The following is a 23,195-nucleotide window of genomic DNA, read 5'->3' as shown; positions in this document are numbered from 1 at the left end:
AATGACAAATGACCATTACACTAGATCTAGAGAGAGTAGGCGCAGGCAGTTGCAGCCAGCTTTTACAGATGGTCTGAGGAAAGTCTGGACTCCCGAAAGACCAAACTTGCTGGGTAACGCCCAGTGCGAGCGATCGTGAGGATAGTGCCACAGAAAGATACCGCCAATGCTAGGGAGTAGGGAGTAGGGAGTAGGGAAAAACCCTCAACTCTCAACTCTCAACCCTCACTACTCATTTGGTAAGGGTGCAAAGGTGCGGTAAGAGCGCACCAGCAGCATCGAGAGGTGCTGGCTCGGTAAACCCCGGTTGGGAGCAAGGTCGGAGGAACTACGGTTGGTCTTTTACCAGTTCCGCTATTGGTGTACCGCTAGAGGTGTCTGGTGACAGGCATCCCAGATAGATAACTGCCTTCTGTATGTAGAGATGCGATCGCGTTGATGCAGCAGAAAACAGAATCCAGCTTATGTCCTGCTCTCTCAGCATTACGATCTATAGGGGCGCACATCTTTGCGCCCCTATGGATTTATTACAATTAGCAGTTGGCATAATATTTGCGATCGCGCTTGTATCGATCCCAACAACTGACCAAGCAACGAGCTATCGAAATCGTAGCTAAACACTTGGATAGATGTAATTATTAATGCTTTGCTGCTAAAGAACTTACATGAGTTCTACTACGTACCATGACACAACAGCTGACGAGGCAAGACCCTTCAACTTGGGTGGAGCGACTGGCGAGATTTGGTTATGCAGCTAAGGGAGTGGTTTACGGTATTGTTGGATTGTTGGCAGCACAAGCGGCTTTTGGCGCAGGTGGAAAAACAACAGATACCGAAGGTGCATTACAAACGGTATTAACTCAGCCATTCGGAAAATTTTTACTAGCTGCGATCGCTCTTGGTTTACTTGGTTATGCACTTTGGCGATTCGTCGAGGCAATTAAAGATCCCGAACATAAAGGCACAAATGCTAAAGGAATTTTTCAGCGACTTGGTTATGCAATTAATGGTGTTATATACGCTAGTTTAGCTTTTACTGCCGTTCAATTAGTTGCAGGAACTGGCGGTGGAGGAGGGGGTAATTCTACACAAGATTGGACGGCAAGGCTACTTTCCCAACCTTTCGGACAATGGTTGGTTGGAACTGTAGGCGCGTTTATTATTGGGATGGGTTTCTATCAGTTTTATCGCGCTTTTAAGGCTAAATTTCGTAAAGAAATGGATCTGCATCAATTAAGTGAAACTGAGCAAAAATGGGTATTAGGGATTAGTGGATTTGGCACGGCAGCACGGGGAGTCGTATTTTGCGCGATCGGCTTTTTTCTGATCCAAGCGGCAAGAAATAATAACCCTAACGAAGCAAGAGGACTGGGTGAGGCGCTACAGGTGTTATCCCAACAACCTTTTGGGAAGTGGATTTTAGGAATTGTAGCTTTGGGATTAATTGCTTACAGTATTTATATGGTGTTGCAAGCACGATATCGCCGATTGAAAGTAGATTAAATCGTGAGTGAAATACGAGGAATTTGGATTACCAATACCGATAGTGCAGTTCTCGACTCTCAAGCTAATATTGCCGAGGCGATGAATTTCTTGGCAGCGACGGGATTTAACGTGGTGTTCCCCGTTGTGTGGAGTAAAGGAGCTACAGTTTATCCCAGTCAAGTGATGCGATCGCAGTTTGGCTTGGCGATCGATCCGCGCTACACCAATCGCGATCCGTTAGCCGAACTGGTGACTGAAGCAAGACGAGTCGGACTTAAAGTTATTCCCTGGTTTGAATATGGTTTTGCGAGTTCCTACAATCAAAACGGAGGACAGTTATTAGCAAAAAAACCGGAATGGGCAGCCCGCGACTGTAACGGTAATTTACTGAAAAAGAATGGTTTCGAGTGGATGAATGCCCTCGACTCCCAAGTACAAGATTTTTTGCTGAGTTTAATTTTAGAAGTTGTCAATAATTACGATATAGATGGCATTCAAGGCGACGATCGCATTCCTGCTATGCCCTGTGAAGGCGGCTACGACGCGGGAACTGTAGCCCGCTATCGCCAAAAATTTCGCCGTCAACCCCCCTCAAACCCCCAAGATCGGCGTTGGCTGCAATGGCGGGCAGATATTTTAACTAACTTTCTCGCCCGTCTGAATCGAGAAGTCAAAGCCGTTAATCCCAATTTACTCATATCAATGGCTCCTAGTATCTACGACTGGGGTTATAAAGAATATCTGCAAGATTCTCAAACTTGGCTGCAACGAGGATTAGTCGATCTACTCCACCCCCAAGCTTATCGCCGCGATTTCAACAGCTACAAACAGATTATCGATCGCCTTGTCAGAGAACAAGTTACCCCACAACAGCGATCGCGAGTCGCTCCAGGTGTTTTACTCAATATTAGTTCGTACCGCATGTCTCCTCAATATTTATCGCAGGCGATCGCCCACAATCGTTATTGTGGTATTAACGGAGAAGTATTTTTCTTTTACGAAGGCTTGCGATCGGATAATAATGCTTTAGCTAAAGTTTTACGTAACGGTGCTTATGCGAAATCTGCTGCCTTTCCCGCTGTTGCCAACCTTGCCCAGCCCCAGCCTGAGAACGCTGGTTCTTCGGTAGCTAGAGGAATTCAGAATTTATTCAAATTGTGGCAGAATCGCTTTTAAGGACAAAATATTTGTAGGGGCGCATGGAATACCAAGCACAAGTACAACAAAATATTGCCACGCTCAAGCACGATTTACCAACTCTGTTTGAACGAGATATTTCCTACGATATCTATACACAAAATATTTACTTTCAAGACCCAGTCAATAAATTTAAATATAAATTCAATTATCGAATTATTTTTTGGACATTACGATTTCACGCCAAATTATTTTTCACAGAAATCTACTTTGACTTACACGACATACATCAGAAAGACGAACAGACGATTCTAGCAACTTGGACTGTTCGAGGAATATTACGGCTACCTTGGAAACCCAAAGTGTTTTTTAACGGCTATTCTAACTACAAATTAAATGAAGATGGTTTAATTTACGAACATATCGACACCTGGGATCGCCCACCAAAAGAGATATTACAACAGTTCTTTCAAAAAAATTAATCTGCCTATCCTCCGAGAAAGCTATACACAACATCTGCGTTCATCTGCGTTCAATCTAAACACTACTGCCACGACAATACAAGCTTTGTCCAATTTTTACCAATGACAGTTTCCTTTGCTTTTGGCATGTAATCAATGTCTTGATAATAAGCTTTAATCTTCAAATCCTTCAAAGAAGCATGACCAAAATTTATCAAATTGTATATACTTAATAACAAATCGAGAGGTAAAGGTTCGAGCAAAGGATAAATATTATTAACTTGAATCAGTACTTTTTAAAAGCCTACAGCCTTACTATTTATCTCCTTTTCTTGTGACTCAGCAAAAGCACCACGCAGTTTCATAAAATCACAATTTGCAGCAGAATCATTTTCCCAATAACTATTTACTCTATCGAAAGCAACAGACAGTTGTACGTTTTTTGTAAGTGCTAAAGGCAATAATAACCGCCCACTAGGTTTTAATTGCTGTTGCCAAGCAGGTAAAATATCCCCAGCGCCAACTGTGAGAATAATCCGATCGTATGGTGCAGCAGCAGGATAACCAAAACCACCATCAGCACAAATAACTTGCACGCGATCGCAACCAGCAGTCAATAAATGCTGACGGGCATTTTCTACAATATCTGCATCAATATCGAGGGTAATAACTTGACCGAAATCGCCAACTAGATAATCTATCAGAGCAGCATTATAACCCGTTCCCGCACCAATTTCTAATACGCGATCGCCCTTTTGTACGTTCAATTGTTCTAGCATAATTGCTACAATTGATGGCTGAGATGCAGAACTGATTGGTTCGCCGTTCAAGAGCTTGGTAATAATCGCTTCATCTGTATAGGCTGTTTCTATTGAAACACCTGGAAGAAATAAGTGACGCGGTACGCTACGAAAAGCAGCTTCTACGCGAGGAGTACGAATGCATCCTTGTTGTTTGAGGCGATCGACTAGTGCTTGATGTCGTGCAGATATATCAACCATCACTCAATCCCGATTGCTGCAACGCTTGCATCAATAATTCTTCTAATTTTAGCGTTGCAGCCCAATTATTTAAATAGTCCAGATCGAGGCGATCGCTTTGAACTTTTAGCACACCTAATACATCTCGCCATCGATATAGCCAGTGGATGAGATGTTAAAATAACTGCTAATTAAGCTTCATACATGCGATCGCCTCATCGTGGCTAGTCAACACCCCAAAGACAATCCTGTTGATGTGTGGATAATCTCAGCATCAAGGTAAGTAAATCTTTTTGCGGTAGAGAAGACTTGCAGTAATAGGGATATTTCGGTTCTCTCGAACTGTAATCGTAAAAGAGAGCAAATCGATCGCTATTTTCCGGCACTTTACCTCGATGGAAAATGCTACCAGTATCTACTAGAATTACTGTACCAGCCGCACCAGTGCATGAGATCCATTCAGATTGAGGAATAATTGGTTCTACAGTTTTATCTTGTAGGTAGCCATGTTTGTATCCCAGCGAACTAGATAAAAGCGCAGTCAAAGGTTTAGAAATATATTGAAAAGGACCATTACCTTCGCTGACATCATTTAAGTAAATGATAATTTTAAAGACACAGCGATCTTCCGTGTCTATGTGCCAAAGCCTTGATTTAATTTTGACATCATTTGCTAAATCTTTCCGAAAGTATACACCGTGATATGCGATCGGTAGACCAATGTAATTCTCGGTAATATCCAGCAATCTATCTTCTAATCCCCAGAGGAAAAGCTCTGGATGTGCCATAACTTGCGCGTTGCTGGCGTGAATGGCAAATTCTTGTTTGTTACTGGGTAAAACGTTTCGTAAGGTTGGCAGTACTTTTTTTACAGCTGCCAGAACTGAAGGTGTAGAAGCAATATTTAATGCTTCTAAGGAAGTTATAAAAATTCCTTCCTGTTTGAGAGTCTTAACAATCTGAGAATCGTTGGGAGTAAGTCCGGGTAACTTATGAGTATGCTGCTCAACTGCCTCTTTATAAGCAAGTTCTGAGGGAATTGTAAATACTGGAGTATCGAAAATCTTTCTTAAGATTTTATTACGTACTTGATGTATTCTTTTTGTTATGAGCATTTCAGTTACTTATACGCTTACTCTTGATTTAAAAGTGTTTGTTTAACAGGGCTAATTGATTATTTCTATATTAGGTATAAATTCTAACATACACTCAAACTACCTCTTTGGATAGAGATTGGAGATAAAGTGAGTGTAAATCTAAGTTGAAGAAACGATGAAGTGCTTGACGATCGCCGCTCTAAAATCAAGTTGAGAATGCATGTGAGAGCGATCGATGCTTACTTTTGCTGTACTCGCTGTAAACGAGATTTTATGTGAATGGAAGTCATGCGCGCTTGCTAGAGGTGGATTTAGTTAAAATACTGTTTGTCATAAGCAAATTCCGCGAAATATAGCTCAATTTCACATAGATGTAATATATTGTTACGAATAACTCGTGAAGTCTTGAGAAAACATCGCGTCATTCACTGCACCGTTAAGCTCTGCGATCGCCAATTTTACGATTCGTTAGCAGGAGAAACTTTTTGAACAATGCTTTCTTTCCGCGGTGGTTTAACTAACCAACGCTGGCTAATAGCCACGAACAACACGGTTAACCCCTGAATAGCAAAAACAATCGTTACGGGAACACCTGCGCTGCGTTGCATGACATTTGCACCGCTACGGAGGGCGCTAAAAAATAGAGAAGTGAGAACAACTCCGAGAACGCTACCGCGACTCAAAAAAGCGATCGCGATCGCATCAAAGCCGTAACCAGGTGAAACTTGCTCGAATAGGCGAAATTTCAACCCCATCACCTCCGATGCACCAGCCAACCCCGCCAAACCACCCGCCAGCGCCATGACGAGCATGATGGTACGTTGTACCGATATACCACCATAACGGGCTGCAATTGGGTTCATCCCCACGGCGGCGGTACGATAACCAAAAGGCGATCGCTGTAACAGTACCCATAACACCCCAGCCGCTACGAGTCCGACTAAAATTCCTGCATGGGCTAAACTACCTGGTAGAATAATCGGCAATTGGGCAGAGCGGGCAATGATGGGAGAATAAGGGCTAGGTGCATTAGGAGCCATTAACGGTCCTTGAACGAGGTAACTGACTAAGTTAAAAGCAATATAATTGAGCAGCAGCGTAGTAATGACTTCATTAACTCCCCGTACTGCTTTAAGGTAACCAGGAATTAAACCCCAAATTCCCCCAAAGAGAAAACCCGCTAGTAGTGCTAAAGGGACGTGAATTAATGCAGGTATACCTTTGATAGATAATCCCGCGATCGCACTACCCAAGGCTCCCATATAAATCTGTCCTTCACCACCAATATTAAATTGTCCTGCCCGTAAAGCTACCAATACTCCTAAACTAGTTAGTAGCAGGGGAGCCATTTTTGTCAGCGTGTTGCCAAAACCGAAATATGTAGAAAGGGATTCTTGAAATAAAGCCGTATAAGCCGCGATTGGATTTGCGCCTGCAACAAGCATTAATCCCGCACCCACGATTAATGCGGAAGCGATCGCGACTACTGGAGGTAGCAAAGATGGGAAAACTGCCAGGATTTGCCTCAATATCTTCTGCATCAGGAGCTACACCTATCGATCTTAACCGTGCGGCTAGGCGATCGGCTCATATTGTTGGACGCTCAACTTAGTCATTAAGTATCGATTTTGGTCTACAAAACCCACCTGACGGTAGAAATTTTGTGCTTTTGTATTGTGCCGGTCGACTTCTAAGTGTAAAGCATTAATTTCTAGTTCGGAGCAAATTTTTTCCAGAAATTGGATCGTTTGTTTACCTATTCCTTGCCCGCGATCGCTGGCTCTAATATAAAACTCATCAATAAATGCATCTCTACCTCGATATTCTAAGCTGTAGCCGAAAGTAATAACAATATAGCCGATCGCCTCTTCACCTTTACGAATTAACCACACTCGACCCAAATCATTATCGAGCAGAAGCTTTAATAATGTAGCGCAGATGCTATTTTCTTGAAATATATAACTGTCAAACTCGCAAAATTCTCTAATAAAATTTATCAATATTTCTACATCAGAAGCTTCGGCAACTTGAAAATCAATTTTCATTTCTTCTTTGTTTTAAGTCAGGAGCATGGGTAAAGCCTGTTAGAGCTTCAGCTATTTACTTAACTTCTACAGCAGTTAAGTAGCGTACATTGCCGTAAGCCATGTCATATTCTATTTCTAATCCACTTAGGATAGCATTAATAGAAGGTAGACAATCCTTCTGATTTATACCAACCAAAAACTCTAGGCAAAACGATTCATCATAACCTGTGAGTAACCGATGTATTGCTCTCCAATTTTTTCAAGTTCTAAATATTTGCCTTTACCTTCATTCAAAATCATGGGAATTTCTTCTCGAAGTAGTTCAAATTCTTTTGGCTTATTCTGCTTTAACTTCTCTATTGTCTCTGCTGCAAAGTTTGAAAACTCCTCAAACCAATCAACATCATCTGGATTGTCTGATTGAATTGTAAATTCTAGCCAGAAGGGAGAGTCCGGTAAGTACTTGGCATTGAAAAATAATTCTGCAAAGTCTGGATATTCTTTTAACTTCTCCAGTAAGTAGGGAGATACTTGCTTCAATTCCCCATTTATCCCCATACCTAACTTTTCTCTTCATTTATGGATTTTGCATTATTGTGTATTAGTTTTATGGCTGGAATTTCGTCAGCCGTCAAAGTAACTACTTTTCCATCTTGGATGATGCTAATTGATTCGCCTAACTTGCGGTGTTTCTCAATTGCTGCTGCGATCGCTGCTTTGACTCCAGTATCAATTTTTTCGTGCATTTGCTTCATTTCTTCTTCAGTCATTTCACTCCTCCAAAATCTTTCTCCAAGTCTCTTCTTCATAGATTGTAGGTTGTCGAGCGATAATACGTTCGGCTACCAATTTAGAAAACGAACTAGAGTTGTCATAAATCATCCAACCATCGCATAAAGGTAAATACAAAGAAACTAAATTTCTCCTTCCCCTCTCATAGCGTCTCCGAATTACTACTTCTGAGATCGAGTGTCCGCCACTAGCTACTCGTCTTGCTACCCGTTCTACTGCCAAGGTATCATTCTAGGCTTGGCAACAATCTCATTGACACAGTGGTTTTTCCTGCACCATTTGCACCACCAATAATATAAAGATTTGGCATTTTAGTGCATGTTAGCAAATCGTCAGTTCGGATAATATATGAAAAAATACAGCATCATTCATCAGATTAACTTGAAGCACTGGTGTAAAACCGTAAGGCAAATCGCCAAAATACAGTAGCGATCGCAAATAGACATAGTGCTAACAGTCCCGCACCAATTACCCAGCCTATCTGAACTCTGCCTAACATTGTCTCGGCTGGAACTGTGGTGAGAAAAGCTACGGGAACGACAAAGGTAAAGAAGAAACGATAGGCAATTGGATAAGCTACCATTGGATACCGTCCTGCTTCTAATAATCCCCTTAATACCTCGGTGACGTTATAAATCTTGACAAACCAAATACTTGTCGCCCCTAACATAAACCATAAACTGTAGAGGCTAATAAAACCAAATATTAACGGAATAGTACTTAGTAAATAGTCACCAATCGTTAAACCGAGTAGACTACCAGCATAACCAACGATCGCTGCACCAAAAAGAATATCTGGGACACCCCAAGGGGAAAGAGTATGGGTGGAAAGCCAAAACTGGCTGTTAATCGGTTTTAACAGGACAAAATCTAACGTTCCCTGTTGAACGTAAGTGACAATTCTGTTGAGATTAGGTGAGAGAAACGTACTGGAAAAGCCTTGAAGTAAAGTAAAAACTCCCAAGACAATTAAGGCTTCTTGCCATTGCCAGCCTTCAAAAGTATAACCGGTGCGATAGAACAGGAAAAGTCCGAATAAACTGCCTGCAAGATTGCCGAGGCTGGTGAGGGTTGCTAAAACGAAATTAGCGCGGTATTCTAACTCAGCCGCGATCGCAGCACTCCACAATAACTTAATTACATCTAAGTATCGATTCACGTTAAGGCTGTCATCGATCGTCATTACTGATTCTAAACGAGATATTCCTCCTTATCTGCGATCGGTTAATCCATGCCCGCCCAGATCGACTAAATCTGGTAGGATAAATGTTTTTGTTGCGTGTTGAGAACTATTTTCCAATAAATCGACGTGACGAGTTTCCATCAAATCGATATGACGTGTTGGCATATGTTGTTTCGATCTGCGAGAAGAACGGCTACCTCTAATCTCAAAATACTGGAGAGTCTTGGCAGCTTCAGCATCCACCGGACGCGAGAAGAAATAACCCTGTCCGTAATCGCATCTTAAGGCTTGCAATTGATACATTTGCTTTTTCGTTTCTACTCCTTCAGCAACCACATTGATGCCTAAATTCCATGCCATAGAGACGATAGTACGGATCATCTCAATTTTTTCTGGATCGCAATCAATATCGTTAACGAAAGAGCGATCGATCTTCAGCGTATCTATGGGGAGACGGTGGAGATAGCTAAGGGAAGAATAACCCGTGCCAAAATCATCGATCGCCAATTGAATTCCTAAGGTCTTCAACTGCTGCAAAATAGTAACCGCAGCATCAACATTGTCCATCAGTACGCTTTCAGTAATTTCTAACTTCAAGCTACTGGGAGAAAGTCCAGTTTTGTGCAGAATTTGTTTAACTTCCCGCGCCAGATCGGGTTGCGTCAATTGCTTGCCAGAAAGATTGACATTCACTGTTAATCGAGAGTCAACTGCAGAATGCTGCTGCCAAGTGCGTAACTGCTGACACACTTGTTCGAGTATCCACCAGCCAATCGGGACGATCGATCCAGTTTCTTCGGCTACAGGAATGAATTCTGCGGGTGATACCCAGCCTCGTTGGGGATGCTGCCAACGAATTAATGCTTCAAATCCAGCAACTCGCCCGCTGTTGAGCGAGACAATCGGTTGGTATACTACCATGAACTCTTTGAGTTCTAGCGCCCGCCGCAGGTCAATTTCGAGCTGCATTCTGGCGATCGCCCGATCGTGAATGGCAGGCTCAAAGACTTCCGATCGCGCTTTACCCATAGCTTTAGCACGATACATGGTCATATCGGCATCTCGTAGCACGTCTTCCGAATGTTCGTACCCGCTATGACTTAAAGCAATCCCAATACTAGCGGTGCAAAAAACTTCATCGCCTTTGAGGTTGAAGGGGGTTGACAATTCTCGATGAATTTGCTCTGCGATCTGCCGAACTCGAAGAGCGTCGCAATTTTCCAGCAGGATTGTAAACTCATCTCCTCCTAACCTAGAGAGAGTGCTATTGGATGGTAAGCACGCTTTTAAGCGAGTTGCGATCTCCAAAAGGAGGCGATCGCCCATAGCATGACCTAAACTATCGTTGACCACTTTAAAGCGATCGAGATCTAAAAATAGGAGGGCAAATTGAGATTTCGGGTCTTGTTTTGTTTGGTGAATCGCTTTTTCTAATTGATCCATGAACCAGAGACGATTTGGTAGACCTGTTAACCCATCGTGGAAAGCATCGTGCAGTAATTTCGCCTCGGCTGCCTTTTGTTGAGTAATATCAGTCTGAGAACCAGCCATGCGGTAAGGTTTGCCTTCAGGATTGCGCACGGCTAGCCCCCGACAAAGCATCCAACCGTAGCTACCATCTTGGCGCAATAACCGATATTCAGTTTCAAAATGGTTGGTTAATCCTGCTAAATGGGCGCTTAATTCTCCTTGGAACTTAGCTTTATCTTCAGCATGTATGCGATCGAACCATTCCGCTAAGCTATTACCTATTTCTTTCTCCTCGTAGCCCAACATCGATTTCCAACGAGGAGAATAATAAATACGATTACTTCTGATATTCCAGTCCCACAAACCATCGTGAGCGCTCTGAGCGATTAAAGCATAACGTTCGCGGCTCTCTTGCAGTGCTTTTTGTGCTTGGTGGAGTTCGTTGATTTTTGTTTGTAATTCGCGATTCGATCGCGCCAATTGCTTGTAAAGTTGAGTTTGGTGTAAAAGTCGGCGGACTCGCTGCCGTAAAACAGCCCAGTGAATCGGTTTTGTCACAAAGTCGCTTGCACCAGCGCGGAAGGCGCGATCGACTGATTCTTGGTCTTCTAGAGCCGTGATAATTAAGATAGGTGCGTGTTTGGAGCGAGAAAGAGCTTGTAGCTGACCGCAGCAAGTAAAGCCATCCATCACGGGCATGAGTGCGTCGAGCAAGACCAAATCTGGATGAAATTGAGTATACGCCTCTAACGCTTGCTGTCCGTTTACCGCTTCTACTACCCTGTAGCCATCCTTCTCCATTGCTTGACGCAGTAAAATCCTCATGGTTCTATCGTCGTCCACCACGAGGATTAAGGGTGTAGTTGAAGAGACGGGGTTAGAGTTCATAGTGACGAACACCCATAAGAAGTAGGAAAGATTAGTAAAGTTGCAGTAGAAGAGAAAGACTTTTTGCACTGCCAACTGTCTGGTGTTGCCAGTACTTTAATTGCCAGTATTGCTATTGGCACTCGCTTTGAGAGAATCCATTGGATCTCGTAGCTTCACTATGGACTACCTTTGGCAGCTTTCACATCGAGTAAATCACGCAATTTTGTCCCACTCTCATAAATTTTTGATAAAGAAAATTTTGGGGAAATCAGAACATTCTCCCTGCTCCCTGCTCCCTGCTCCCTCTTCACTGATAACTGATAACTGATTCCGGGAATACTAAATGCGAACGTAGCGTGAAGCATTTGTCGGATTGGAAATTAAGATATGGCTTCTAGTCGAATAGCAATTGGCAAGATAGCACGGCGAACATTATTAAAAATAACACTGAGAGTAACTCTTGTTATTATTGCTGCTAGTGCGATCGGTTATCTTCATGTTTTATCGAATTTAGAATCTCATGTGCGAGAAGACCTCAAACAATATGTAATTGAACGAGGTCGGCAAGAGAGCGATTTTTTGGGTCTAGCAGCAGCAACTCAGGACGAGCGACGCTTAGCTTCAATCGCTCCTGACATTCCAATTGACAATCTAGTTAAGAGAACGACAAACGAGTGGTTGCCAGGATCGTACAGCATGATTTTTCACTCCGACGGTCGCCTAATTGCTCATCCAGATTTGATGCCACAAATTCAAGCTAGTCAGGGTAAATTTTATCTCGATCGAGCGGGCGATTTGCATTTGCAAACTGTTTTTAAATTAGTTAAGCATATTCAACCTGGAGAAATAGTAATAGATAACGCTAAAAATAGTGAGTATCTTGCTGTTACTAGCATTCCCGCTCTGAATTGGTATTTTGTGGTTGTCTTTCCCAGGTCAATTTTGTTCCAGCAGGCATGGTCTAACGCTAAATTTGTTCCACTCTTAGGGCTATTATCGCTATTAATAGAAGTTACCTTAATATTTGTCACTTTACGTCAGCAAATTGCTAAACCTTTAAGGAGATTGCTGACAGCTACAGAACTGATTGCAGCGGGAAACTTAGATGTCCAATTAGATGCCGACAGACAAGATGAATTGGGCTATCTGGCGACATCATTTAACCCAATACGGTTCATTTAAGGCTACGCTGTGCTGAGGATAAAGAAAATAGGAGGATTGGTTCGGGAGGGGGTGGCTCGATGTCTTGGCTTTTTTGAGCGAAACTTGGATACAGGTTTTTTTACAACTCTGGGATTGGTACGAGAAACTCGTTCAGGTAACAGAGTGTCTAAAATCTCTACAGTTAACCAACTTAAAAAAAGGGGAGTTCTTGTGATTGCAAGCGTTGAAATTTCGGGATAGCACGACGAATAACTCGCAATGTCCCAGTGAAACTCAGACGCAAAGGAGTGATACCCGCGCTCTTTGCAGCTTGAAACATCAATAACCGCACAGCCCAGTGTCCTAACAACCACCCGTAAACTTCCTGCACAACTTCACGCGGTTTTTGAGAGCGAATATGAGTTTTTCGTCCTGATAAATGTACTTTGAGTTCATCAATAGTATTTTCTACTTCCCAGCGTTGATGATATTCAATCGCCAGTAGTTGAGCCGGAAATTTCTCCAATTCCAATAAGCTGGTAATTAAGCGATATCTTAGTTGTTCCTCTGGGTTGTCGGTATTACCAATTGTGTATTCAATCACTCGGACTTGTATGGGCTGGCAAGCTTTTGAGCGGAATTTAGCAGGTGGATAAATCCAACTCAGATAAGAACCATCCGCCAGTGGTTCTTCGCACAAAAACTTGACATTTGCGGGAATTCTTCCTAAATAATCGCTACCAGTTGTGACAGTTGCTTGCACCATTGCATAAGAATGTAACCCTCTGTCCCACATCAACAACATCCCTGAACTCACGGAGCGTAATAATCTTAATGCCCGCACTCGTTCTCCTATTCGATATGGACACATCAATGCATCAAAGATTAAATGTGTTCCTGCTTCTACCAAAATGACTAATCGCAGTTTGGGAAATGCGGCTTGTGTGCCAGGACGGCTGCTCGGACGACCAAAAACTCTCGCATTTTCATCGCTGTCTGGCAGATCGAAGCAAGTCCGATCAATTACCACAATTCGCAATCCATTGAGAAATGCTCCTTTGGTATCGGTGCTAGCCATTGGTCGCACCAGTTGATGGAACAATTGACTCATCACCCTTGGACTTAATCGTTGTCGGGCTTGCGTTATTGCTGATTTACAAAAAACTCGCCAGTATTTCCCCACTTTCACCCATGCTTCGCTCAGCCCATCAATTAAGTTTTTCAGCACATCTCTCATCGAATCTCGTGACCACAGACTCATCGCAATTACCAAACAAATTACCAATTGTGCTGGTAACGAGCGTTTACGTTGTTCACAAACTTTAGTTTTAGCGATCGCTTGCTCGATCTCCGTGGATGGGATGGCTGCCTCTATCGCTTTGAACACATCACTACTTTGTATCGTAGGAGACAACAATGAGAAATCCTTCAGATGCACTACACTCACTTTCCATTCTTGGGAACAATGCTTAATTTACAACACTTTGAGCCTTAACTGAACCGTAGTGCCATTTAACAAGATGGCAAATGCGATCGCTCATCGGGATGCCCAGTTGGCAGAGCAAAATACGAAGCTAGAACAAGAAGTAGCCGCGAGAACGGCAGCTTTACAGACAGCCTTAGAGCAAGCAGAAGCCGCTAGTATGCAACTTGTGGAATCAAAAACAGCATTGGAAGTGTTGCAATTGGAAACGCAGAGGGCTCGTACCACAGCTGAGGCTGCCAATCAAGCTAAAAGTGCGTTTCTCGCCAACATGAGCCATGAAATCCGTACTCCCATGAATGGAGTTATCGGCATGACAGGTTTGCTACTCAATACATCTCTAACTCCCCAGCAGCAAGATTTTGTAGATACGATTCGCAGAAGCGGCGATGCTTTACTGACAATCATCAACGACATTCTAGACTTTTCCAAAATTGAATCAGACAAGTTGGATTTGGAAGAACAACCCTTCGATTTGCGAGTTTGTATTGAAAATTCTCTCGACGTGCTAGCTCCTCAAGCTGCGGAAAAGAATCTGGAGCTGGCTTACCTGCTCGATCCACAAACACCAGATACGATTGTGGGAGACGTGACGCGACTGTGTCAAATTCTAGTCAACCTGCTGAGCAATGCAGTGAAGTTCACGGAGCATGGAGAAGTTGTAGTTTCAGTCACGACTAAAGAGGTAAATAGTAGCGAGTATCTAGAGGGGAGAAAAAAAGAGCAACTGCCGCAGACTGCCAACTATCTCATGCCGACATTCTATGAAATTCAATTTGCCGTTAAAGACACTGGTATTGGAATTCCTGCCGATCGCATGGATCGGTTATTTAAGTCCTTCAGTCAAGTCGATACTTCGACCACTCGTCAATATGGCGGGACGGGGTTGGGTTTAGCAATTTCTCAGCGATTAACTGAGATGATGGGCGGGAGAATGTGGGTAGAGAGCCAAGTCAGTGTTGGTTCTACCTTCTACTTTACGATTACCGTAGCAGCACCCAATATCTTGCAAAATGAGAGTTCCTGTATTTTGCCGCAATTGAACGGTAAGCGTTTGCTAATCGTGGATGATAGTGCCACCAATCGTAAAATTCTGATGTTGCAAGCCCAATCTTGGGGAATGCTTCCCCGGGCGGCTGCTTCTGGTGCAGAGGCATTGGAATGGTTGCACCGTGGAGATCCGTTCGATCTAGCAGTTTTAGATATGCAAATGCCGCAGATGGACGGTTTGAGCCTGGCGACAACCATCCACCAACAACCTAGCTATCGCAAGCTACCTTTGCTCCTCTTGACTTCTATGGGTAAGCCAGACATCGCCAGTCCAAGTACAGCAGTCAAGTTATCTGCCTGTTTGACAAAGCCTGTCAAACAATCTCAGCTCTATAACGTACTGTTGCAAATTTTGAGCGAACAGTCGCAGCCATCCCAAGTTGCACCATTTTTGCCTAAATCCTCAACTCTTAGCGCTCAAATGGCGCAAACTCATCCTTTAAATATTTTATTAGCTGAAGATAATACGGTGAATCAGAAGGTAGCGTTATTAATGTTACAGCAGATGGGATATCGGGCAGATGTTGCTAACAATGGACTGGAAGTTCTAGCTGCGCTGCAACGTCAGCCTTACGATGTCGTGTTGATGGACGTACAGATGCCAGAAATGGATGGATTGGAGGCAGCAAGACAAATTTGCCAGCGTTGGTTCCATCCGCATAAACCGCGAATCGTGGCTATGACTGCAAATGCCATGCAGAGCGATCGCGAAGCCTGTCTCTATGCTGGTATGGACGATTACCTAACTAAACCCGTGAAGCTCGAGCATTTGGCTCAGGCTTTGAGTCAGTGCCATTCCGTAGGAGATGAGAACAGGGAGCAGGGAGCAGGGAGCAGGGAGCAGGGAATTTATATGAATTCGGAATTCGGAATTCGGAATTCGGAATTCTCCCCACACCCGCATCGATCGCACCACGTACCACCTTTATCCTCTCCTGCAATCGATCCTAAGGCTTTACAAGCATTAGAGGAAATGGCGGGGGAAGGTGGAGCAGCAACGATCGCAGTGGTGGTTGATGCCTATTTAGAAGATGCACCGAAATTAATTCAAACAATTCAAACCGCGATCGCATCTGTAAATGCTACAGAATTACAACGAGCAGCCCATACTCTTAAGTCTAGTAGTGCTACTTTGGGGGCAATGCATTTTAGTCAGCTATCAAAACAATTAGAAATCGTCGGACGTAATGGCACAATTGAATTCCCAAAGAGTAGAGAAATTGTCTCTGAGCTTGAGGCTGAGTACATAAAAGTTAAAGCGGAACTAAAGAAATACTTAAATACTACTGAGTTATCAAATAACTCGTAGTACTGATTACAAAATATTTTCAGCTTGTTGACTCGTTAAATTGCGTCTGATATTGTGGCGTTGGAATAAAGTAAGAGTAAAGTCAATATTAGTAGCTGCCAATCGAAATTACTTTCTCTCATTTGATTGAGTGTTGTCTGGGCAGTTCGTTCGAGTCAATTGTAGGTCAAGTGTTCGTCAGTGTGAAAAAAATATTTTGGCAATCAACTCATCAATCGACGTTGACTCTCAACATACAATCCACGGCAAGTCATAGAGAAGGAGAATAACAACTTAATCAATTTAACGATCCAGGTTCGAGACAAGAAACAGCAGACAACCATATCCTCAAATAAGGAGAGTGAGCCATGTTTCAAGTCGGCGATCGCGTTATTCATCACGCTAGCGGACAATCTGGTAATGTCATCGGTTACGGACACCAGATTATTGATGGAGTTTATCAGCCAACCTTAATAGTCAGAGTCGTGAGAGATAGGGAATTAAGGCAAACAGGTGTGGTTGAAGACTTATCAGCTAACTGGATACCGAGTGAAGAGGAAATACACTCGCAAGTTGCTTGAATCAAATTACATAAATGAAATGAGAGCGCACGATTTGGCGCTCTTATTTTTTGCGATCGAGTAGAGTTTGACGCGCTATGCCGTACCCTATTCACCAATATCCTCATTCCAAAGAGAGGGATTTTTTTCAATAAAATCTCCCATCATTCGCTTGCACTCATACATATTTAAATCGATAACTTCTACGCCATGTGCCTCCATAAAGTCTTTGGCTCCAGCAAAGTTGGCAGACTCAGCCGCAATCACTTTTTTAATCCCAAACTGCACCACAGCACCAGCACAGAGATAGCAGGGCATCAACGTGGAATAAAGAGTTGTACCTTTATAGTTACCGATTCTACCTGCGTTGCGGAGGCAATCGATTTCTGCATGGGTTACGGGATCGCCGTCTTGAACTCGCTTATTGTGTCCCTTACCGACAATTTTGCCATCTTTGACTAGTACCGAACCAATGGGAATACCCCCTTCTGCTAACCCTTGTTGTGCTTGGGCGATCGCCGCTGTCATAAACTCATCCATTAATAATTCTCCAATTTATGTCTAAACAACTCGTACTTATGGATTGTGACGGTGGTGTAGATGATTATCTAGCAACTATGCTACTGATGACGATGGAACAAGTTGAATGTCTGGGTGTTGTGGTGACTCCGGCTGATTGTTACGCCCACGCCGCTGTCAGTGCTACCCGTAAAATTCTCGATTTCATGGAATGCGATCGCATTCCAGTTGCAGCTAGTACCGTACGCGGGATTAATCCTTTCCCCCGTCTCTATCGTCGCGATTCCCTCATTGTCGATTGCCTACCCATTCTCAACCAGCAAGATACCATTCGCACGTCTTTGGTTGAGCAAACAGGTCAGGAGTTTACGATCCATACCTTGCTGAATGCGCCAGAACCCGTGACTTTAATGGTAACTGGTCCCTTGACCACTATTGCAGTTGCTTTAGATACAGCTCCAGAAATCGAAGCTAAGATTCAACGCTTGGTTTGGATGGGTGGAGCGTTGAATGTTCCTGGTAATGTCGAAAAAAGCATCGAACCAGGACAGGATGGCTCAGCGGAATGGAATGCTTACTGGGATGCAATGGCTGTCGATCGCGTTTGGCAGACGCAGATTCCGATTGTGATGTGTCCTCTCGATTTAACCAATAACGTGCCAGTCACAGCCGCGATCGTGCGGCAAATGGGCAAACAGCGTCATTATCCCCTTTCAGACTTGGTAGGACAATGTTACGCCTTGGTCATTCCTCAAGATTATTATTTTTGGGATGTGTTAGCCACAGCGTATCTGGCTCATCCAGAGTTTTATCAACTACGGGAATGGGAAACCACAATTATAACTACAGGTGCAAGCCAAGGTCGCACCAAAATTCAACCTGGCGGGCGCAAAGTTCAAGTCATGGAGCGAGTCGATCGCGAGGAATTTTATGACTATATTACGCAGTGGCAAAGATGAGGGAGTAGGGAGCTGAGGGGGACAAGGGGGACAAAGGGGAACTCGCTCTTCCCCACGACCGTTCGGCGAAGCCGTTCCCGAAGGGTAGGGAGTGGGGATTAGGGGGCGAAGGGGGGACAAAGGGGACAAAGGGGACAATTCTGGTTTCACCAGTCACTCATCAATAACCGTTGCTTTCTTTAAAATATGTAAACTTTCATCAATAATTGCTGCGTTTATCTACTCCTAATGGACTAAGTAATAATACTCGAGCGACTTAAAGTAAATAAATGTTAAGAAATAAATATTAATCTTGCATAAAATTCCCAAAAAATTTCATAATTAATCCTAATTAGATCCAAATTTGAGTGACCTGCGAGAAGTATCTAGGGATATTTAGCCTAGTGAAGCAATTTCAACTGCAAGCGAAATAGTATAAAAGGAAACAAGTGCTGTCAGATCGCAGGGGGCAGCACGATCGATCTTGTGTTGCGATCGCAGTCTAGTTGAGTTTTTCAGAAGTTGCCGTCAATCTCATCGTCAGAAGCCAGGAGTATTGCAAATGTTCGGTTCGATCAAAAAAATACTGAGTGGGATAGTGTCCTTCTTTATAGGTTTTTTCAGTAGCAAGAAATCCTTGGAAGGTAAACCCAATAAACCGCGCAAGGGTAATGGTTATTTTCTTGAATTAGAAGAAACAGAAGTTCCCAAAGAACTAAAAGCTGCTGCTAAATCAATTGCTTCAGCAACCAACGAAGTTAAAGCAAAAGCGTCAGAACTCGTCACTGCTGTAACAACCAAAGAATCTGAGTCTAACGCTAAAGCAGAGCCAGCTAAAGCAGAGCCAGCTAAAGCAGAGCCAGCTAAAGCAGAGAAGGTAAAAACTGCTGATGCGGTTGCACCAGCTAAAGCAGAAACGGCAAAAGCTGAGGCTCCTGCTAAGAAACAACCCCCTAAAGTAGAAGTAGAATTGGTGCAAACTGCTGAGGGAGTCAAAGCTCAGGCTGTCAAGCCAACCAAACCAGTGAAAGAGATTTCTGATAGTAATGGTAAGGCTGCTTCTACATTTGCGCCCAACTACCTGATGCCGTCTGCTTCTAACAGCCGTCGTCGCCCTGGAGCAAATATGAACTCTTTCTTGGATATGGCACGCCAAGTTAAGACTCCTGGTTAGATTGAAGTAGAAAATGTAGAGTGTGGCGATCGCCTCTCTACATTAATTTTTCCTTCCTTTTAAGAAAACTAATCCACTGTAGAGATGGAATGCTGCATCCCAGTTAGTGGGATCGCGGCGGAACAGATGGATGTGAGATGGTATTGGAGCGAGCAAATCGCTCCAATCCAAAGCTATATTGGCAAAAATGGTAAAATCCGACCAGGATTCAGCGCGTTCGAGTTTTTGGTCGAGAAAATTCTGTAAATGATTCCAGTTGATTCTGACAGTTGTTTGATTGTGCGTTTGCTGCTCGGAAAAAGGAATGCCATTGTGGAACATATAATTGCGATCGCATAGTCGCACGATATAACCGCGATCGCTTAAGTGTAAATCGCAGAATTGGGCATAGTCTTGAGTCTGAGTTTTGCGTTGTAGCTTGCCACGCACATTTAGGTCTACGACTTGCTCGAAAAGGGGTAGTAATCCCGTCACTTTATGAGTTACTTCCGACCATTGAAAGCTCAGAAAGCTCAGCTCATCTACTTCATTTTGACAAACAACACTGGCTGCTGGAGCGACTTCAAAATATCGCGCTTGAAAAACTTGGATTTGTTCGATTTCTGCCAAAGTTGCCCAAAAACAAGGAATGTCAGCAGCTAAAAGTTGTTGACCAAAAAATTGTAGTTCGCCAATTGCTCCTGCACGATACAGCCGCCAACCGCGACTTGGTAGCTGAAGTCGCGCTGTATAGGGGTCAATCTGCATGATTTGGGATAAATTGCGGGCGGCTTCAGACTTGCGATCGCTAGCAATCGGTTCTAATAGCAACACGCCTTTTTGCACATTATCGGAATTGGCAGTAGCTTGGGCGATCGCCTGCTGGCGTTGTGCCTTGATAAGTGATTCGATGCGGGTTATACCCTGACGCGCTTGCGCCACAATCCTAGCGTGAACGTGACCCGAACTCAGTAACAGTTGCCGATAAATCTCTGCTGCTGTATCTAATTTGCCAGATATTTCATCTAATCTACCCGAGTAAAATTGTACCAAGGGTCTGCGGGAGAAGTATGTCGCAGCTGCTGTAATACCTGGGCTGCGGTGTCATAATCTTGGCGTTCAAAAGCAGCAGCAATGAGATCGAGCATTGATAGGACAAGAGAGCAACTGTATTTATGTTGCCCAAAATGTCAGTTGTCAGTTATCAGTTGTCAGTCAAGCGTGGTGAGTGGTGCGTGAATCGCTTCTGACTTCTGACTTACGAGTTACGACTTACGACTTCTTCCTCAGCTCTCTTCCAGCAGTGGCTACCCCTAGTTAAGGCAACAACGATAATGCTAAACTGGTTTTCGGCACTATTTATGGTATGTAGTCACCGAACAAACGAACTTTAGGGGAGACTACAATTGAATTGATGATTTTGAGGAAAGAGATAGAATGACCCAAGTGCTTCTCGGAGAAAATGAAGGAATTGATTCGGCATTACGGCGGTTCAAGCGCCAAGTATCCAAAGCGGGAATTTTGGCGGACGTAAAATATCATCGTCATTTTGAAACACCCCAAGAGAAACGCAAACGCAAAGCTGTTGCAGCTCGACGCAAGCGACGGATGAGATAGATAGATCGGAAATTTAAATTTAATATATTCTCAATTGGTGACGCTGCTGAACTGAATTGAAGGAAGTCACTGCGTCAGATAAGAGGTGAGATCAGGATACAAAATAGGCGATCGCTAGTTACCTACAGCCTGCTTTGTATCCTTAGCGTTTAATAAGATATTGCGATTGTTATAGCGGTTCATTGCTTGCGCGACTCCTTGCTTTAAGCTTAGTTCTACAGCTTCTAACGCCATTTGCAAAACTTCAGCTACTAATGGGGCTTGAGCAGAGGAAAAGCGTCCTAGCACGTAAGATATAGTCGATGCGTCTTCCTGGGTATTGTTACCTTGAGGTCTACCGATACCGATTCGCAGGCGGGGAAAGTTTTGCGTCCCCAAGTGAGCGATCGCACTTTTCATCCCATTGTGTCCGCCAGCCGAACCGGATAAGCGCAGACGAATTTTTCCCAAGGGGAGATCCATGTCGTCGTAAATTGCCAGTACCGATTCTGGTGGTATCTTATACCAATCCGTGACAGCGCGAATTGCCTGACCGGAGTTATTCATATATGTTAGGGGTTTGAGTAAGCGGATTTTACCTGCATGACTCCTACCTTCACCAAATATGCCCTGAAATTTGCGATTGTCTGCCAGTGGAATTTGCCAAGCACGAGCGATCGCATCAACAGCAGCAAAACCGATATTGTGGCGGGTTTGGTCGTATTTAGGCTCTGGGTTTCCCAGACCGACAATAAGTTGCGGCACAATCAGAACTTGATTGGAAGTTGAATTAGAGGCGATCGCTTCTGTCATTACACCTATCGATCTAGCTTTTATGTGTCTAGCTTTGCTGCGTTGAAGAAGTTGTCGTATTGGTAGAAACAGTTTCTTCTGTTGCTGCTGGCGGAATTTGCTTTGGTTCTAATTCGGCAGTTGTCTGCATCGCCTGTTCTATCTGTTCCGCTTCGCGCTTAAACTCTGACTGGAACTCGTTAGAAGCATCTTGAAAACTGCGAATTGCCTTTCCTAAACTCCGACCGATCTCTGGTAGCTTTTTGGGTCCAAAGATCAGCAGTGCAACGACAAAAATCAAAGCCATCTCTGGCAGTCCAATTCCAAAGACATTCATAAACAACCCTCCTGCAAAGTCAATTCCCCCAGTCTTAGTATAGGCTGCGAACAGTAACTATTGAGTAGCGATCGGTTATCGGTAGAGACGTTACATGTAACGTCTCTACACAGTTGTCACTGTACCTCATTCCCTATTTCTCAAAAAAAAACCCAGATCGATTCTGGGTGGAATGCAAGTTATAAGTATTGTTAATAACTCTCAGTTTTCTAACGATTAACCACCTAAACCAGTCCAATTGGGGGCAATATCAGGTCTTTCAATCAGCAATGATTGGTTATAGATTTGCAGGATGATCAAGAGAAAGACGAAAAATAATAGTATGAAAATCGCCATTACGGGAGTAGTTCCCCAACCAGGGGCAACCTTACCATACTCTGAATTCAAGGGTCTGAGGATTTCTCCCAACCAAGTCCGTTGTGCCATGACTCACCTATGATGAATTGCGAAAGCATTTTTTAACGTTCTGTAATATTGTATAGGAAGAGTACTCATAATCTATCGCTATGATGGAACCCGCAACAGTTCTTAGCATTTCCTTAGCTGCCGTATTGATTGCCATTACTGGCTGGACGGTGTATACCTCCTTCGGTCCTCCAGCAAAAGAGTTAAGAGATCCGTTTGAAGAACACGAAGATTAAAGATAGTTATACTTTTGTATTGTTGGTGGGCAGCAGGCAAGCTCCACAATTAACAGTGACCAGTTATCAGTGACCAGTGACCAGTTATCAGTGACTAGCGACCAGTGACCAGTTATTTGTTTAACCGTTAACTTTCTTCACGGAGTGTAGCACTAGCGTTGACCGACAACTGACAACTGATTACTAATAACTG

Annotated in this window: 26 protein-coding genes, 1 other RNA gene and 1 pseudogene; 11 read left to right on the top strand and 17 right to left on the bottom strand. The window is 43.5% G+C overall.

Features of this window, described 5'->3' with window-relative positions; translation table 11 throughout:
- Window positions 1-31 precede the first annotated feature (31 nt).
- From rnpB to N4J56_RS29265, 4 genes are all read left to right on the top strand, one after another.
- Window positions 32-481: RNase P RNA component class A (rnpB, locus tag N4J56_RS29280), an RNA gene on the top strand.
- 203 nt (window positions 482-684) lie between these two features.
- Window positions 685-1,503, top strand: a complete 819-nt coding sequence (locus tag N4J56_RS29275; protein WP_317109704.1) for a DUF1206 domain-containing protein — start codon at window positions 685-687, stop codon at window positions 1,501-1,503.
- Window positions 1,504-1,506: 3 nt separating this feature from the next.
- Entirely contained in the window at window positions 1,507-2,661 is a 1,155-nt protein-coding gene (locus tag N4J56_RS29270; protein WP_317109703.1) for a glycoside hydrolase family 10 protein, read from the top strand.
- A gap of 23 nt (window positions 2,662-2,684) precedes the next feature.
- The gene (locus tag N4J56_RS29265; RefSeq protein WP_317109702.1) at window positions 2,685-3,104 is read left to right on the top strand and encodes a DUF2358 domain-containing protein; all 420 of its coding nucleotides are present in this window, start codon (window positions 2,685-2,687) and stop codon (window positions 3,102-3,104) included.
- 275 nt (window positions 3,105-3,379) lie between these two features.
- On the opposite strand, the gene N4J56_RS29260 is transcribed toward N4J56_RS29265, so the two are convergent.
- The 10 genes and pseudogenes from N4J56_RS29260 to N4J56_RS29220 all read right to left on the bottom strand — a co-directional run bounded on the left by N4J56_RS29260 (window position 3,380) and on the right by N4J56_RS29220 (window position 11,520).
- Window positions 3,380-4,084 carry a methyltransferase domain-containing protein gene (locus N4J56_RS29260; protein ID WP_317109701.1) on the bottom strand — a complete coding sequence of 235 codons (705 nt, stop codon included), beginning with the start codon at window positions 4,082-4,084 and terminating at the stop codon, window positions 3,380-3,382.
- A 203-nt stretch (window positions 4,085-4,287) separates the two neighbouring features.
- On the bottom strand, window positions 4,288-5,178 hold the full coding sequence (locus N4J56_RS29255; protein WP_317109700.1) for a 2OG-Fe(II) oxygenase: 891 nt from the start codon (window positions 5,176-5,178) through the stop codon (window positions 4,288-4,290).
- A 440-nt stretch (window positions 5,179-5,618) separates the two neighbouring features.
- Window positions 5,619-6,701 carry an ABC transporter permease gene (locus N4J56_RS29250; RefSeq protein WP_317109699.1) on the bottom strand — a complete coding sequence of 361 codons (1,083 nt, stop codon included), beginning with the start codon at window positions 6,699-6,701 and terminating at the stop codon, window positions 5,619-5,621.
- 33 nt (window positions 6,702-6,734) lie between these two features.
- Complete coding sequence (locus N4J56_RS29245) at window positions 6,735-7,205, bottom strand: GNAT family N-acetyltransferase (RefSeq protein ID WP_317109698.1); 471 nt, start codon at window positions 7,203-7,205, stop codon at window positions 6,735-6,737.
- A gap of 55 nt (window positions 7,206-7,260) precedes the next feature.
- Complete coding sequence (locus N4J56_RS41370; RefSeq protein WP_410500631.1) at window positions 7,261-7,431, bottom strand: hypothetical protein; 171 nt, start codon at window positions 7,429-7,431, stop codon at window positions 7,261-7,263.
- Window positions 7,389-7,727, bottom strand: a complete 339-nt coding sequence (locus N4J56_RS29240; RefSeq protein ID WP_317109697.1) for a hypothetical protein — start codon at window positions 7,725-7,727, stop codon at window positions 7,389-7,391. The genes N4J56_RS41370 and N4J56_RS29240 overlap by 43 nt, the downstream gene beginning before the upstream one ends.
- A 20-nt stretch (window positions 7,728-7,747) precedes the next feature.
- Window positions 7,748-7,957 (bottom strand): hypothetical protein, encoded by a 210-nt coding sequence (locus N4J56_RS29235; protein WP_317109696.1) that lies wholly within the window; start codon window positions 7,955-7,957, stop codon window positions 7,748-7,750.
- A 1-nt stretch (window position 7,958) separates the two neighbouring features.
- Window positions 7,959-8,201 (bottom strand): annotated as a pseudogene (locus N4J56_RS29230) (Zeta toxin family protein); the annotation flags it as partial.
- 154 nt (window positions 8,202-8,355) lie between these two features.
- A complete protein-coding gene (locus N4J56_RS29225; RefSeq protein WP_410500629.1) occupies window positions 8,356-9,138 on the bottom strand; it encodes an ABC transporter permease in 783 nt (260 codons plus the stop codon).
- A gap of 51 nt (window positions 9,139-9,189) precedes the next feature.
- Complete coding sequence (locus tag N4J56_RS29220) at window positions 9,190-11,520, bottom strand: EAL domain-containing protein (RefSeq protein ID WP_317110730.1); 2,331 nt, start codon at window positions 11,518-11,520, stop codon at window positions 9,190-9,192.
- Window positions 11,521-11,889: 369 nt separating this feature from the next.
- On the opposite strand from N4J56_RS29220, the gene N4J56_RS29215 reads away from it, so the two are divergent.
- Complete coding sequence (locus tag N4J56_RS29215; protein WP_317109692.1) at window positions 11,890-12,684, top strand: HAMP domain-containing protein; 795 nt, start codon at window positions 11,890-11,892, stop codon at window positions 12,682-12,684.
- Between the two features lie 172 nt (window positions 12,685-12,856).
- Here the strand turns inward: N4J56_RS29215 and N4J56_RS29210 are convergent, their stop codons facing one another.
- The gene (locus N4J56_RS29210) at window positions 12,857-13,993 is read right to left on the bottom strand and encodes an IS4 family transposase (protein WP_410500401.1); all 1,137 of its coding nucleotides are present in this window, start codon (window positions 13,991-13,993) and stop codon (window positions 12,857-12,859) included.
- Window positions 13,994-14,150: 157 nt separating this feature from the next.
- Here N4J56_RS29210 and N4J56_RS29205 point away from each other — a divergent pair, with 157 nt between their 5' ends.
- Together N4J56_RS29205 and N4J56_RS29200 are read left to right on the top strand one after the other, a co-directional pair.
- On the top strand, window positions 14,151-16,487 hold the full coding sequence (locus N4J56_RS29205) for a response regulator (RefSeq protein ID WP_317109691.1): 2,337 nt from the start codon (window positions 14,151-14,153) through the stop codon (window positions 16,485-16,487).
- Window positions 16,488-16,834: 347 nt separating this feature from the next.
- Window positions 16,835-17,047 carry a hypothetical protein gene (locus tag N4J56_RS29200; RefSeq protein WP_132867019.1) on the top strand — a complete coding sequence of 71 codons (213 nt, stop codon included), beginning with the start codon at window positions 16,835-16,837 and terminating at the stop codon, window positions 17,045-17,047.
- 87 nt (window positions 17,048-17,134) lie between these two features.
- Here N4J56_RS29200 and N4J56_RS29195 read toward each other — a convergent pair whose 3' ends face one another.
- The gene (locus N4J56_RS29195) at window positions 17,135-17,566 is read right to left on the bottom strand and encodes a nucleoside deaminase (RefSeq protein ID WP_317109689.1); all 432 of its coding nucleotides are present in this window, start codon (window positions 17,564-17,566) and stop codon (window positions 17,135-17,137) included.
- Between the two features lie 17 nt (window positions 17,567-17,583).
- On the opposite strand from N4J56_RS29195, the gene N4J56_RS29190 reads away from it, so the two are divergent.
- Together N4J56_RS29190 and N4J56_RS29185 are read left to right on the top strand one after the other, a co-directional pair.
- Window positions 17,584-18,504, top strand: a complete 921-nt coding sequence (locus tag N4J56_RS29190) for a nucleoside hydrolase (protein WP_317109688.1) — start codon at window positions 17,584-17,586, stop codon at window positions 18,502-18,504.
- 616 nt (window positions 18,505-19,120) lie between these two features.
- Entirely contained in the window at window positions 19,121-19,657 is a 537-nt protein-coding gene (locus N4J56_RS29185; protein ID WP_317109687.1) for a hypothetical protein, read from the top strand.
- A gap of 42 nt (window positions 19,658-19,699) precedes the next feature.
- Here the strand turns inward: N4J56_RS29185 and N4J56_RS29180 are convergent, their stop codons facing one another.
- Window positions 19,700-20,689: a tetratricopeptide repeat protein gene (locus N4J56_RS29180; RefSeq protein WP_317109686.1), complete on the bottom strand. Its 990-nt coding sequence runs from the start codon at window positions 20,687-20,689 to the stop codon at window positions 19,700-19,702.
- A complete protein-coding gene (locus tag N4J56_RS29175) occupies window positions 20,662-20,784 on the bottom strand; it encodes a hypothetical protein (RefSeq protein WP_317109685.1) in 123 nt (40 codons plus the stop codon). Before N4J56_RS29175 ends, N4J56_RS29180 begins: the two co-directional genes overlap by 28 nt.
- Before the next feature lie 289 nt (window positions 20,785-21,073).
- On the opposite strand from N4J56_RS29175, the gene rpsU reads away from it, so the two are divergent.
- Entirely contained in the window at window positions 21,074-21,253 is a 180-nt protein-coding gene (rpsU, locus tag N4J56_RS29170) for a 30S ribosomal protein S21 (RefSeq protein ID WP_015157038.1), read from the top strand.
- 114 nt (window positions 21,254-21,367) lie between these two features.
- On the opposite strand, the gene pth is transcribed toward rpsU, so the two are convergent.
- The 3 genes from pth to psbH all read right to left on the bottom strand — a co-directional run bounded on the left by pth (window position 21,368) and on the right by psbH (window position 22,787).
- Window positions 21,368-22,045, bottom strand: coding sequence for an aminoacyl-tRNA hydrolase (gene pth / locus N4J56_RS29165; RefSeq protein WP_317109683.1), 678 nt, complete (start codon window positions 22,043-22,045; stop codon window positions 21,368-21,370).
- A 28-nt stretch (window positions 22,046-22,073) separates the two neighbouring features.
- Window positions 22,074-22,361, bottom strand: coding sequence for a TatA/E family twin arginine-targeting protein translocase (locus N4J56_RS29160; protein ID WP_039713404.1), 288 nt, complete (start codon window positions 22,359-22,361; stop codon window positions 22,074-22,076).
- A 216-nt stretch (window positions 22,362-22,577) separates the two neighbouring features.
- A complete protein-coding gene (gene psbH, locus N4J56_RS29155; RefSeq protein ID WP_015157035.1) occupies window positions 22,578-22,787 on the bottom strand; it encodes a photosystem II reaction center phosphoprotein PsbH in 210 nt (69 codons plus the stop codon).
- Between the two features lie 83 nt (window positions 22,788-22,870).
- Here psbH and psbN point away from each other — a divergent pair, with 83 nt between their 5' ends.
- Window positions 22,871-23,002 carry a photosystem II reaction center protein PsbN gene (gene psbN / locus N4J56_RS29150; protein WP_041462633.1) on the top strand — a complete coding sequence of 44 codons (132 nt, stop codon included), beginning with the start codon at window positions 22,871-22,873 and terminating at the stop codon, window positions 23,000-23,002.
- Window positions 23,003-23,195: the final 193 nt, after the last annotated feature.

Origin of the sequence: Chroococcidiopsis sp. SAG 2025, assembly GCF_032860985.1 — a bacterium.
Taxonomy (GTDB): domain Bacteria; phylum Cyanobacteriota; class Cyanobacteriia; order Cyanobacteriales; family Chroococcidiopsidaceae; genus Chroococcidiopsis.
The sequence above is the reverse complement of the archived record's forward strand: the minus strand, read 5'-3'. Positions and strand labels throughout refer to the sequence as shown.

What these genes read in the sequence shown, in the direction of transcription:
- psbN (WP_041462633.1), top strand. Translation starts at nt 22,871, where the DNA reads ATGGAACCCGCAACAGTTCTTAGCATTTCCTTAGCTGCCGTATTGATT.
- N4J56_RS29160 (WP_039713404.1), bottom strand. Translation starts at nt 22,361, where the DNA reads ATGAATGTCTTTGGAATTGGACTGCCAGAGATGGCTTTGATTTTTGTC.
- psbH (WP_015157035.1), bottom strand. Translation starts at nt 22,787, where the DNA reads ATGGCACAACGGACTTGGTTGGGAGAAATCCTCAGACCCTTGAATTCA.
- N4J56_RS29235 (WP_317109696.1), bottom strand. Translation starts at nt 7,957, where the DNA reads ATGACTGAAGAAGAAATGAAGCAAATGCACGAAAAAATTGATACTGGA.
- N4J56_RS29245 (WP_317109698.1), bottom strand. Translation starts at nt 7,205, where the DNA reads ATGAAAATTGATTTTCAAGTTGCCGAAGCTTCTGATGTAGAAATATTG.
- pth (WP_317109683.1), bottom strand. Translation starts at nt 22,045, where the DNA reads ATGACAGAAGCGATCGCCTCTAATTCAACTTCCAATCAAGTTCTGATT.
- N4J56_RS29255 (WP_317109700.1), bottom strand. Translation starts at nt 5,178, where the DNA reads ATGCTCATAACAAAAAGAATACATCAAGTACGTAATAAAATCTTAAGA.
- N4J56_RS29220 (WP_317110730.1), bottom strand. Translation starts at nt 11,520, where the DNA reads ATGAACTCTAACCCCGTCTCTTCAACTACACCCTTAATCCTCGTGGTG.
- N4J56_RS29260 (WP_317109701.1), bottom strand. Translation starts at nt 4,084, where the DNA reads ATGGTTGATATATCTGCACGACATCAAGCACTAGTCGATCGCCTCAAA.
- N4J56_RS29200 (WP_132867019.1), top strand. Translation starts at nt 16,835, where the DNA reads ATGTTTCAAGTCGGCGATCGCGTTATTCATCACGCTAGCGGACAATCT.
- N4J56_RS29265 (WP_317109702.1), top strand. Translation starts at nt 2,685, where the DNA reads ATGGAATACCAAGCACAAGTACAACAAAATATTGCCACGCTCAAGCAC.
- N4J56_RS29275 (WP_317109704.1), top strand. Translation starts at nt 685, where the DNA reads ATGACACAACAGCTGACGAGGCAAGACCCTTCAACTTGGGTGGAGCGA.
- N4J56_RS29250 (WP_317109699.1), bottom strand. Translation starts at nt 6,701, where the DNA reads ATGCAGAAGATATTGAGGCAAATCCTGGCAGTTTTCCCATCTTTGCTA.
- N4J56_RS29195 (WP_317109689.1), bottom strand. Translation starts at nt 17,566, where the DNA reads ATGGATGAGTTTATGACAGCGGCGATCGCCCAAGCACAACAAGGGTTA.
- rpsU (WP_015157038.1), top strand. Translation starts at nt 21,074, where the DNA reads ATGACCCAAGTGCTTCTCGGAGAAAATGAAGGAATTGATTCGGCATTA.
- N4J56_RS29190 (WP_317109688.1), top strand. Translation starts at nt 17,584, where the DNA reads ATGTCTAAACAACTCGTACTTATGGATTGTGACGGTGGTGTAGATGAT.
- N4J56_RS29215 (WP_317109692.1), top strand. Translation starts at nt 11,890, where the DNA reads ATGGCTTCTAGTCGAATAGCAATTGGCAAGATAGCACGGCGAACATTA.
- N4J56_RS29175 (WP_317109685.1), bottom strand. Translation starts at nt 20,784, where the DNA reads ATGCTCGATCTCATTGCTGCTGCTTTTGAACGCCAAGATTATGACACC.